General features: G+C 56.0%; 7 protein-coding genes. All 7 read right to left on the bottom strand.

The window, feature by feature from the left end; genetic code table 11:
- Positions 1-642: 642 nt before the first annotated feature.
- The 7 genes from Q0C48_RS08985 to Q0C48_RS08955 all read right to left on the bottom strand — a co-directional run bounded on the left by Q0C48_RS08985 (position 643) and on the right by Q0C48_RS08955 (position 12,069).
- Positions 643-1,836 (bottom strand): GIY-YIG nuclease family protein, encoded by a 1,194-nt coding sequence (locus tag Q0C48_RS08985; RefSeq protein ID WP_291523565.1) that lies wholly within the window; start codon positions 1,834-1,836, stop codon positions 643-645.
- On the bottom strand, positions 1,829-3,949 hold the full coding sequence (locus tag Q0C48_RS08980) for a DEAD/DEAH box helicase (RefSeq protein WP_291523563.1): 2,121 nt from the start codon (positions 3,947-3,949) through the stop codon (positions 1,829-1,831). The genes Q0C48_RS08985 and Q0C48_RS08980 overlap by 8 nt, the downstream gene beginning before the upstream one ends.
- Positions 3,950-4,060: 111 nt before the next feature.
- Positions 4,061-5,701, bottom strand: coding sequence for an ATP-binding protein (locus Q0C48_RS08975; protein WP_291523561.1), 1,641 nt, complete (start codon positions 5,699-5,701; stop codon positions 4,061-4,063).
- Positions 5,702-5,748: 47 nt separating this feature from the next.
- Positions 5,749-6,810 carry a PDDEXK nuclease domain-containing protein gene (locus tag Q0C48_RS08970; protein WP_291523559.1) on the bottom strand — a complete coding sequence of 354 codons (1,062 nt, stop codon included), beginning with the start codon at positions 6,808-6,810 and terminating at the stop codon, positions 5,749-5,751.
- Complete coding sequence (locus Q0C48_RS08965) at positions 6,807-9,602, bottom strand: DNA methyltransferase (protein WP_291523557.1); 2,796 nt, start codon at positions 9,600-9,602, stop codon at positions 6,807-6,809. The genes Q0C48_RS08970 and Q0C48_RS08965 overlap by 4 nt, the downstream gene beginning before the upstream one ends.
- A gap of 215 nt (positions 9,603-9,817) precedes the next feature.
- Positions 9,818-11,812, bottom strand: a complete 1,995-nt coding sequence (gene traI, locus Q0C48_RS08960) for a TraI/MobA(P) family conjugative relaxase (protein WP_291523555.1) — start codon at positions 11,810-11,812, stop codon at positions 9,818-9,820.
- Positions 11,809-12,069 (bottom strand): hypothetical protein, encoded by a 261-nt coding sequence (locus Q0C48_RS08955; protein ID WP_291523553.1) that lies wholly within the window; start codon positions 12,067-12,069, stop codon positions 11,809-11,811. Before Q0C48_RS08955 ends, traI begins: the two co-directional genes overlap by 4 nt.
- Positions 12,070-12,288: the final 219 nt, after the last annotated feature.

Here is a 12,288-nt window from a genome sequence, read left to right as displayed (position 1 = left end):
CGGAACCACTCCAGCAGCGTTAAAGGCTCCGACGCCGACATTAAAATACGCGGGGCCGCCCTGAATCACATGCAAGCCTTCACCCATTGCCCATGCTTGTCCAGCAACCATAAGCATTAGCGCGCCAATGCCTAGAACGGCTAACCGTATTTTTTTACGTAACACATGCTTTCCTTAATCAATCTCTTCTTTTACATGGCGTGTGCAAGAAATGATAATATCATAGTCAGTTCCGACGCTTTGTCATAGTCCGTCATATAGACGGCCTCGTACTTCACTGTGCGCCAGTGCCTCTCCACTCCACTCCACAAACATGTTGTCCAAGTCCCTAGCCATGCCATACATACTAATCCGTACACCATGCGCATGAAGCGCGCGCATAAAGGCCTCTTACCCCTTTAGGTGAAAGCTTGTGGCCGGTATTGCTGGCAAAGCATGAATGGGGTGTGCAACAGCAGATGAGTGACAGATATAGTGCTGCGGCTCTCATGACGACTCCGTTGTAGGCGTTGTACGCAAGTTGTCATTGCCATATTTAAGTTGATTGTCAGAACGAAAGTCCGCCGGATTGCCTCTAGGTTTAGTTTCTTCCCAATGGCTGCTTTCAGTCTTTAGCTGTCGTTCAGTCCATGGGCCGCCAAATCAATTTTTATTCTGCACCATCAGCCGCGCGCTCTTCAAGTCATAGACCATATCAACAATAGACCCATCCCGAATATGCTGAACTGCTTCGTCAATCACATGGAGTGGCACCAAGAACCACTCCCTCGGCTTGACTGGATGACCGAAGCGGTCTTCAATGGTCAAGTCAATCTGTGCTGCGCCAAATAAGCGATGGAAGATATTTTCCAACCTTGTGCGGTTCAGGTTATGGAGCTTATAGGTGGCAACCACCTCTACGTCAGCCAGCAGATAGGTGGCATCCTTTTCTGCGCCAGCGATACGCGTTTCCACCTCGCCACCGGTCACGCCGATCTTGTGTATCAACTCACGGTGTTCGGCGACGAACGGGTGGGTGGACTGGCTGCGCAGCACGTAGATGGTTCCACTTTCGATATCCTCCGGTTCTGGCGTGTCACCAAATAGCGGCCCCAGATCCAAGTCGCTAAGTCGACGACCGGTGTCATCCTTATAAAGCGCCCGTTGTAGCGAGCGGCGCAGCAAGTTGCTTTCTGTACCATTGGCATAAATGACGCGCAGACGTGCGTCGCTTCCCCCGTTGGGTGCTCTGATGGTTTTGCCAACTTCTGCCACATAGGCAAGCTGCCCTCCGAGAATGAAGTAATCTCCGCTGGCGATGTTGGCATTTTGCCCAAAGCGCTGCGCTATTCTATGACCAGATTTCAGATCTCGCTCGACCTGATCGAAGATCGACTGGAACTTATCAAAATCCGGGCACGGCGTGCGTTCAGCGATTTCCTCTGCTGCACGCTTTTCAACGTGAGGGCGCACATGACGAAGCACGGCGACATCGTTCTGATCAGCGAGGTCGTCGCCGACACCCAACTCTGCAAGCAAGGCATCCTCATCCATGTCGTCCACATCGGCTGGGATTGATGCTGCTCCAGACAACAATCCGGGGCTATCTAGTCCGGCCAATAAGATTTGCGCTTCTGGTAACTTGCGGATCTGGTCCAAACGCACAGCGTAGAGTCGTTCAAAAATATCGCGCTCCTCGCCATGCTGTGGGGCACGACCATGTGTTTGGTGAAATCGCAGAATATCCTCAAAGCCCGCGATGATGCGCTCTTCACGCGGGGTTCGCGTGGAGACTTTGAGCGGGGCGACTTCTACGCCCAGCGCATCCAGCAGCTCATCATCGTCCATCTCAGCCATTAGTGGATTCTCCTTGCGCCTGTGCTGCCCTAACCTGTGCGCGGTAACGCGCCAGAGCAGCTACGCCTTCAGCCATACGCTTCTCCCAGGGATCGGAGGAGTTAATGACTGGCAGGCGGCCACGCTCGTTCTTGAACAGCAAGGCGCGTTTTGCCAATTCACGGGCTTCGTCTTCGGGGATACTGACTTTCTTGGCGGCAATAGTGGCCTGAACCTGGCGCAGAGATTTCTCATCCATCGACTTCGCCAGCACCGCATAGGCGGCGTCGAAGGGATTGATGCGGTCGATCAGATCAATATCCAGGTCGCGCACATTGACGAACTTGCGCACGCCATCCAGCAAGGCCGTATTGCCCTGAGTTACGCCATCGGCATCCGCCTGGGCTAACGCCAACTTGGCCTGTTGGGTGATGTTCATGGCGGCAATGGCATGCTGACGAATGGACTCCTGATCAGTCGCATTCAATTCCGGGTAGCGCTCGCGCACAATCTTGCCCATCTGTAGCTGGGTCAGCTCTTCCGGCAAAGTGTTTTCCTGGTCAAACAGACCACGCTCCAGCACGGTCTTGTTCTGCAGGAAACTGGTGACGACTTCGTTCAGATCCTCCCTGCAAATGCGCGTAGCCTCCGGGCTTTGCGGTAAGACCAGCCCATTGATCTCCACATGAATTTGGCCGGTGTCCGTATTGACCCCTATATTGTGGCCACCGTCCTTGTAGCCTTCCTCGCCATAATCAAAGCCCTCCTTCGCGCCGTTGTTTTTTGGGGTGAACTCATAGCGCGGGGCTAATACTTGTTCCATCAGTAAGCTGGCGGAAATGGCCTTGAGCATGTCGTTCACGGCCTCCGCCACAGCCGCTTGTTCTGCTGCAGGTTCGGCAATCAAGTTGGTGAAGCGTGCCCGCTCCTTGCCCTCTGCATCGCGGGTGGCGCGGCCAATGATCTGTACAATTTCCGTCAGACTGCTGCGGTAGCCGATGGTCAGCGCATGTTCACACCATATCCAGTCGAAGCCTTCCTTCGCCATGCCCAGGGCGATGATGACATCGACATAATCCCGGTTATTCTTCTGAGCGGGATCTTTCAGGGCCGCCAGCACGCGTGAGCGCCGAGCCGGATCACTGTCGTCCACGAGATCTGCCACCTTCAATAGGCGACCGCACGGGGTCTGTATCTGGTGGAAGCCGGTGGCCGGATCAATGCCCTTCCATTCACCCAGCGCGTGCATGATCTCATTCACTTCGCGTTCTTTGTCCCGCAAGCTCTCGCGCGAGTTGACGTTGGGAATATGTACGATGGTCTTGAGTGCCGGATCGAGCACCTTCTCCACGGCATCCACATACCGGCCCGTATAGAAGAAGTAACCGATATCCAGCGATTTGAGCCAGCTGTAGACATTGAGTTGCTCGTAGTAGGTGTAGGTGATCGTCTCGAATTTGGCTTCATCCGATGGGATCAATACGGCCTCGCTGTCGCCTCGGAAGTAGGAGCCGGTCATGGCTACCACATGCACTTTATCGCGGGCGATGAAGGCGCCTAATTGACTGCCCAGCTTGTTGTCCGGGCTGCTGGAGACGTGGTGGAACTCGTCGATGGCAATCAGGCGATTATCGAAGGCCTCGATACCCAGTTCTTCCACTGCAAAGCGGAAGGTGGCGTGGGTACATACCAGTGTCTTGTCGGTACTGGCCAGAAACTCTCCCACGGCTTTAACCTTGGACTTGGCGACCTTCACATCGTCTACGCCAGGGGCATTGCACAGGTTCCATTGTGGCGCGACCTGCCAATCCCAATAGAAGCCGTGCTGACTCAGGGGCTCATCGGCGAAGCTGCCGCCAATGGAACGCTCCGGCACCACAATGATGGCCTGCTGCAAGCCCTGGTTGTTGAGCTTGTCCAGGGCAATGAACATCAGTGCGCGGGATTTGCCCGATGCCGGGGGCGATTTGATCAGCAGGTATTGCTCGCCGCGCTTGGCATAAGCGCGCTCCTGCATGGCGCGCATGCCCAGCGCGTTGGCCTTGGCTGAAGCCCCGGTGCGCGCCGTGGTGATGGATACCGACGGCACGGTGTAAGCGTTGGTTGGATTGTTTTGTGAGGTCGTTTGGTTCATGGCTCTTATGCTCAGAAAATAGGGCGCGTTGGGGGTGCGATCAAAACTTTTGCGCATCCGTTTCCATCCGTTTCCATCCGTTTCCATCCGTTTCCATCCGTTTTTTAAGCGTCACGCTTGAGCAGGGCTGGCAAACTCGACATACATCGAGGCCCGCCCCGCGCCACGCAAATCGATTTTCTTTGAAATAACAAGGCGACGTAACAGCTCTTTGGCTTGCCCTTCTGTCAACCGACACAAATCCATCACCTCCGCACGTTTGATCTGCCCATGTTGGCGGATGTAGCTCAGCACCATCTGCTCGTGCTGAATCGGGCCAAAACCCACCTGGCGTGTGTAGGCCGCCTTGTCACTCACCACCGAATACACCGAGGCCGACAAGGTGTAGCTGCGCCCACGGGTGTTGCCATGCGCCTCGACCAAACCCGCTTCGGTCAAGGTCTCCAGCGTGCGTTTGGCGCTCGCGGCATCGCGCTGAATGTGCTGAGCCAATGCCTCTGCCGACAAACGCTTGAACTCGCGCAAAGCACCTAGCGCAATTAATGAATCAATCGGCAACTCCGCGCCACGCTGCCGCTCAATATCCACCACCATGCGACGAAAAGCCACATCGGCGGGCACGGTGGGCAATTGCAACACCACATTTTGCGTATCCGTGCGGCCATAGTCCGGCGCAGGACGACCAAACTTGAGCATGCCGCGGTAAATCGTATCCACGCCACGGCCCGAGCGCTCCACCACACCGATGCGCTTCATGGCATCGGCCAGGGCGCGGTTGCGTGGGCGCGGCTCGGTCACCAGCAAGTTGGCCAAAGTCACCCCATCCACCAAGCCACCGGGGTTGCTGATTACCAGTGCTTCATCCTCCAGCCGCACATGCACCGCGCCCATGCGGTGGTAATCGCGGTGAATCAACGCATTGGCCACTGCCTCACGAAAGGCCGCCATGTCCACCAAGGGCACCGGCACACGAAACAGGCCTACCTGCAATTCCTGTTCGGGGTTGTAAGGACGAAAATTCGTTTCCAGCCAATCCAGCGCTTTGAGCAACGGAAAGCGGCGGAACTCATTGAACCGCACCGCCTGCTGCGCAAGCACCTGAAACGCCAGCTCATGAGTGGCCACGCGCTGCTGCAATGCCGCCTCGCGGCCAATCAATAACAGCCCCGTAAGCGTAGGCACCCGGCTCCCGTCGGGCTGACGCTGGGTGAACCCCAAAGCCCCATCCAGCGCCTCGTCATCCAGCTCCAGCAACACGCGGTCGCCACCATATTGGCGTATCGCCTGGCGTAACCGTTCGCGTTCCAGCGGGTCGAAGTCGGTCAGCGACGCACCGGCAACGGCCTGCGCCGACGCATCCGCCAAACCAAAATGGCCAGCCCGGCTGCTGCGATCATGCGGCAACATGGGGACGCATTCGGGTGTGCCATCCGGTTTCAGGCGGCGTCGCAGATATACCCCCGATGTGGTGGCAACCTCCGTGCTGGATTTAGGCACCACAATGCGCGCCACGCGAACGCCGGAAAACGCCAGATCACTGACCACGACAGCGAGGGACGGCGAAGTTCTGGCCGCCACCAATCCCGGCAAACCCGCCAGATTCTGGTGCGCCTCATGCAGGCCAGTGGGCGTGCCATCATCTTCCACGCCCAGCCAAAGTTCCCCGCCTTCGGTATTGGCCAGACAAACCAGTGCCTCGACCAACTCATCGTCGGACAAGCGTTTGCGCTCGCTCTTGAATTCAACATTCAAGCTTTCCGCTGGCGGCAAGATGCACGATGGGGTAGTGCGCTCCGTGCTCACTGCGAATTGTCTTCCATGGAAGTGTCGCTGCTCCCCAGTTCGCGCTCAATCTGCTCGATGCTGGGCAGGGTGGTTTGCAGTTCTTCTGGCAGGGATTCGAGTAATTTGTATTCGGCGATGCCCATGGGTTGCGTCTTGTCGCCCAAGGCATATTCGGCTACGACCTTGTTTTTACTCTTGCAGAGCAAGAGACCAATACTGGGATTGTCGTGCTCGCTTTTGAACTGGCGATCCACGGCGGTCAGATAAAACCCCAATTGCCCCAGGTGCTCGGGCTTGAACTTGCCACCTTTAAGTTCAATCACCACGTAACAGCGCAATTTGAGGTGATAGAACAGCAGGTCGATGAAAAACTCATCGCCGCCGACGTCCAGCAACACTTGCCGACCGACAAAGGCAAAACCTGCGCCCAGCTCCAGCAGAAATTCGGTGACATGCTTCACTAAGGCGTTTTCGATCTCGCGCTCCTGCGCCTCCTCGGTGAGGCTCAGAAAGTCGAAGCGATACGGGTCTTTTACCGACTCTCTGGCGAGATCGGATTGCGGTTTGGGCAAGCTGGCCTCGAAGTTGGTGACCGCCCTGCCACTGCGCTCCAGCAGGTGGGTTTCGATCTGCATCACCAGAATATTGCGCGACCAGTTGTGCTGCACCACCTTGGCCAGATACCAATCCCGCTCTTCACGGGTTTTGAGCTTGTCGAGTAAGGTGCAGAGGTGGAACCAGGGCAATTGTGCAGCAGCCTGCTGCACAAAGTCAGCCTCCGGCCACGCCTCGGCAAAGGCGCGCATGTACTTGAGGTTGCGCGGTGAAAAACCCTTCATGTCCGGAAAAGCGGCACGTAAATCATGCGCCAGCCGCTCGATCACCTTGGCACCCCAGCCCTGTTCGGCCTGCCGCAGCAGAATGTCGCGCCCAATCTGCCAGTATAACAGCACGAGCTCGCGGTTGACCGCCAGCGTAGCGCGTTGCTGCGCGCTGTGGATACGGGCTTTGAGATCGGCCAGCCAGTCGGCATACCCTTCTGGGGGTGAAGTCAGACTGATGGGCTTATCGTTCATGCTTTCTTCCCTTTGTTCTTGACGGCTCTCACGACTCCTTTTCGGGCGGGAGGTGAGGCCGTTGTCATCATCTTGGTATAGAGATCAAACAGCTTTTCCAGTCGCTCCGTGTCGTTCTTGAAGCGGCGACCGATATAGATGCGCTCCAGTACTTCATCGTTGCGTTCATGGGCGTAGCGTAAATTCTCCGGCATCGTGTCCGGATCGTACAGGTCGGCGATGGTGGCAGGGAAATGGGCTTCACGGGCGAGCAGAATATCCTCTGCGCAGCGGGTCAGGTCGATTTTGTTCTGTTCGGTGAGAAGGGGAATGGGGAAGGTGTTCCAGCCGAGTTTATTCCCATATGAATAATCTGTTCGCAGACGCGAACAGACGGTACCGATCCATACTATGTGCATTTTTGACGCAATGATCGCGAAGTTCCATAGCGGCTCGTCATACATGGCATAGCATTTGTCCCCGATAATTGGGCCAGCTTGCAGATAGTCCACCGGAAGATATGGCCTATTTTCCGATGAAACACGCGGAACAATAATTGCGCAATCACCATTTGTGGCAGACATCTGAACAAAGCGATGAGGAGTTGAAGCGTTTGCGCGAGTAGATGATGCATCACTGCTTGCGCGAAACGCCCGAACTCTTTCCAGCAACGCCGCAATAGCAGGATTCTCTTTTGCCACCTCTAATTTCTCATCGTCTATCCAGAGGCAGGACCTAGGCTTTGAGTGGATCAACTCCTCAGATCCGAAGAAATCCCGAATGTAGGAAGCATCCACGCCTTGATCCTCAACCAGCTTACGAGCTTCTTCTTTCGTAAAAAGAAGATTACCTCCGTCCTTTGCCATGTTGCCCAAGTACATCATCCCGACTTGTGAAATGGGCTGACTTCGCGCTGCGACAACAACGCTGGTGTTTGGCACCAAGTACGGGCCAATTAAACCCACCTGTCTAGACTCATTGCCGGAATAAAGCGTAGGGATGTCGCTCCCTTTTTTTGATATACCAACAATTAAAACAGTCACGCCGGCCCTGTTGCTTGCAAGATTCGACCATTTAAAAGACTCATGCGCGAATGAAATACACAGGCCCAAATCGAAAATTAGTGGCCAAAGCAGCGCGACCTGCTCACCTTGACAAATTGAATTGGTGGCCACAAGACCCGCTGCACCATTTGTGGCCTCACAAAAAGAGGCAGCTTTAAATACCCAATTTGCAACGTAATCCAACGATGCAAATGAACCTGGATAGCCTGAGAAAACGCAGGCCGTATCTGCCTTTTCAGTCTCACTTTGTTTGTTGCGTCCTTTGTATGGCGGATTACCGCAGATATACGTCTCGCCACCCTCATTCTCAAAGTCAATCTGTGTTTGATCCAGCGGCGTGTTGAACAGGTCGTCACCGGTCAACTTCACACTCGTGCCCGTGGGCGGGCAGATTGCCAACCAGTCCAGCCGCAGCGCATTGTTGCAAACGATCCAGTTCTCCGCATCCAGCGGCAGAAACTCAGCCAGCGCATCCATCTGCCCGCGATACAGCACGTCGCACTGAAACTCGGCAATGATAAGCGCCAGGCGGGCAATTTCTGCCGGAAAGTCGCGCAGTTCGATGCCTCGGAAGTTGGTGAGCGGAATCTCACTGCCCTGGTGGGTTTCGCCCCGGCGACGGTTGATTTCCGCCTCGATCCCACGCATCTGCTTGTAGGCGATCACCAGGAAGTTGCCGGAGCCACAAGCTGGGTCGAATACGCGGATGCGCGCCATCCGCTTGCGTAGATTCAACAGCTTTATTTTGTTGTCTCCGGCCTCGGCTAACTGCGCGCGCAGGTCATCCAAAAACAAGGGGTTCAACACTTTCAGGATGTTGGGTACGCTGGTGTAGTGCATACCTAATGCACCGCGCTCTTCATCGTCGGCCACAGCCTGGATCATGCTACCGAAAATGTCCGGGTTGATATGTTTCCAGTTCAGGTTGCCCGCGTGAGTCAAGTAAGTGCGCGCTATGCGGGTGAAGCGCGGGACTTGGGTACTGCCGGAAAACAGGCCACCATTCACATAGGGGAACTGATCGGCCCAGTTCGGCAAACGTGGCTGGGCTGCGTTGCGCTCGGCATTCTTGATATTCATGGCGCGAAAGATGGTTTGCAGCACCTCATCGGTGTTGGAGCCATCGCGTTCGCTCATTTGCTCTACTGTTTTGGTGAAAAGCCCTTCGCCATCGAAGATGTCAGTATCTTCGGCAAAAAAACAGAACACCAGTCTCGCCATGAAGTGGTTCATATCGTGGCGGCGCTCGTTCTTACCCCAATCCGGGTTCTCGTTCAGAAGCTCGACGTACAGTTTGTTCAGGCGCCCTGTGGCGCGCACGTCGATGGGGTTGTCCTTAATCTCCTTGATAGTGGAGATGCCAGCCAACGGCAGGAAAAAGCCGAAGTGGTTGGGGAAATCCGGATAGACGCAGGCGATGGTTTCGCCGCTCCCTATTTCTTCGGCCTCAAGGGTCAGGCCATCGGTGGCCAGAATAAACTTGGCTTTCGCTTTTGCAGTGGCAGGACTGACGCGTAATGCCTTGAGGGTTTCGTCTACGTTACCTTCTGTGGAGACCGCGATGTGGATGTTGCTACGCTGAAGCACGCCACCAGACACATCGGAAGCATTGTTGTTGCCTGCACGCAGGCGGTTGAGTGTCGTGTCCTTATTGCCGAAAGCGGCCAGGAACATAAACGGGAACTCCGCCGCATCGAATGCCTGACAGGCTAAATCCGATAAAGCCGCTTCGATTTCTACTGCATTCATGGGGCCATCATGCCTATGTTTTTTTTAGTTGCGACGGGTGAACTTTCGTAACTATTGATCCAGGCAATGAAATTAAAATTCTGTAGGATGCTCAATAGTAGACAAGACAATAAAATCCCCTGATTATTCAAGCCATCAGAACCGCATCAGTCTAGCGCAATCCTGCAGGCGCTTCCAGCCTCAAACCGACGTTAGGCCACAGACCCAAAGCGTATCTAGCGTTCCATCTCAGGGGTCTCTCGGCGCGGTTTTCTGCGAAGCGGCGACTTGACCTTATCCTGGTCCACCTTCTGTGGCTCGGGCCGGATTGCCGTTTTCTCTGCGGCCACATGATGTGGCGTTGATCCTGAGGTGATCCCAACCAAGGATATGATCGTCTCATGGTGGGGATTCTGACTCTGCGGTTCCTGATTCCTCGGCGGTTTCACTTGGCGCTCTTCCTGCCAGATGGGTTGCAAATCCTTATCCCTGACTGGAATCCCCAGCCGAGCAGCCTGCCGCGCTGCCTGCTCCCTGAATGTTGCACTGCCCGTGATGTCCACCGCACCATACTTCTGTGCGGCGATACGTAGGGCGGCCTCGACGCTGGACGCTGCCCGGTCATGGATTTCAATCCGTGGGCCGGTATCCGTGAACAACTTTGCACCGTGGTCATTCCGGTAATGGATCAGTTGGCGGCGATGGTCGATCTCGTGGTGTAGCCCGGACAGAATGGGCTTGAGCGTTTCCAGTTCCTCGCCCTCGAAGCCGTTCTTCTCCTGATTGGCCTTGCGGACTTCCAGGTAGCGAATGCCGCGCAAGGCGGCCAATGCCGCTTCATCATGGATCGGTGCGGCTGCCTGCTGTTCCAGCCAGTCGCGCCAGACCATGGTGCGCGGTAGGGCATGACGTTGTTTCAGGTGTTTTTTCTGTAGCTCCTCTTTTGCGCGCGCGGCCTCAAAGGCCCATAAGGATTGTGCTGTGGGTGTCGTCGTGCCTTTGGCATGTTCTTTGGCCATGAATGCTGGTTTGCTGGCCTTGATGCTGGCCTGCAAAATATCGCGCTCCGACTTCTGCCGAGCCATCAAAGACTGCCGGACCTCCCGGCGACTGTTCTTGATTTGCTGCTGTGCGGCCTGGTAACGGGCGTGCAGATCTTCACGCTCCGCCTGCCGCTCGGCGCGGCGAATCATTCTCTGCCCGTTTTTGTCATGGTATTGGGTCGGGCCATCCGGCTGTTTGCCGGACTGCGCACCGTGCAGGAATTTCTCGTAGGTATGCACGGCGGGTGCTGATGGGAAGGCCGGGGCTGGGGTGAATGCGCCCAGGCGCTGCTCCAGTTTCATCATCGTCAGGTTTCGGTCGAGCTTGGAGACCGGGCACGCCAGCACCCGTCCGTTCTCTAAGGTGGTAGAAACCACCATGCCCGATCCCTTGGGCTGAATCACCATGTCGAAGCGAGCCAAAGCACTGTGCAAATCATTCCAGCCAATGCCCGTGCCAGACTGTAGCGCATTCCGCAGAAACTGGGCCGGTCGGTCCTGTGCCCACGCCTGAAAGCTCGGTGCGCCCTGACTTCGTTCTGCGGCTTTGGCCGCCTGAGTCAGGCGCGGGCCGTGCGCATCCCCACTTTTCAGCAAGCCCTTCTCCAGCCGCTCCTTGCGCGACATGCGCACGATCTGCGGTCCGTCCTTGCCGTCCACGGTGATGTTCGGGCCATTGTCCCGCGCAAAGCCGTGCCGGATCTCCAGTTCCCGCATGGCCTGATCAATGATGAAGTAGTCGCGGCGGGGTGGACCCACAACCGTATGCTTTTCAGGATGTACCCGGTTCACGGCGATGTGGACATGATCATCGTCCGTATCCCGATGGATCGCCCAAACGGCCTGGCAATCCTGCATGCCCAAGGCTTTTAAGGTGTGCTGGACACAATCCTTGATCTGGTCTGGCTTCGGGATGTCTTCTGCCCGCCAGGACAAAATCAGGTGATAGACCGGATCACCTTTGAATCTGCCGTTGCGCAGGGCGCCGGATGCGGCGTTATCCATCAGCAAAACAGCGAGGTCCAGATGGTCGGCTGGCGTGCTTAAATTCATCACCCCGATGTCGCCCGGAGTAATCGCTCTCCCTTTGTGGTCTGCTTCTCGGGCGATGTAATTCACTACAGCGCCGAACGCACTCGGGCTGCCCGATTTGCTCCCGGCCCGAGACTTGCCGACTTTACCAATCATTGGGAATCCCCTTTCAGTCGGTACGTCATCGCCAGAACCCTGCGAGCAGACTCTGCCTGATCTTCTTTCAGGAGCCAGACATAAAGGTCTACGAGTTCGGAAGTGACCTGGGCGATTCGATGTTCCTGCAAGCGGCCATCGATAGCGCTTCGTATATAAGCGGACAAAGACAAACCGCAGGCATCCGCTTTGGATTGCGCTACGGATTGTTCGACAGGTGTCACCCGGACGCGGATCGTGGTGGTTTTATTCGTCATGACGCTTCTCCCGATAGATAGACATGCCTATCGGGTAATGGCCATCGCGGACCTGTTTGTGGTCCGTTTCGATGGATCTCCGCACAGCGCGAAAGAAGCCTGGACGATGGAAAGAAAGAAGGGGTGTGACAAGCGGAGCGCGGAATGGCCGGGGTGTCGGGGCTTGCCCTGATCAGGTGGGTATGGGGTCATGGGTCGGCGCAGCCGTGCCCATGTAGC

The sequence above is a fragment of the Acidithiobacillus sp. genome (genome assembly GCF_023255755.1).
GTDB lineage: Bacteria > Pseudomonadota > Gammaproteobacteria > Acidithiobacillales > Acidithiobacillaceae > Acidithiobacillus.
Note: the sequence above shows the minus strand (reverse complement) of the source record. Positions and strands in the feature narration are given on the sequence as shown.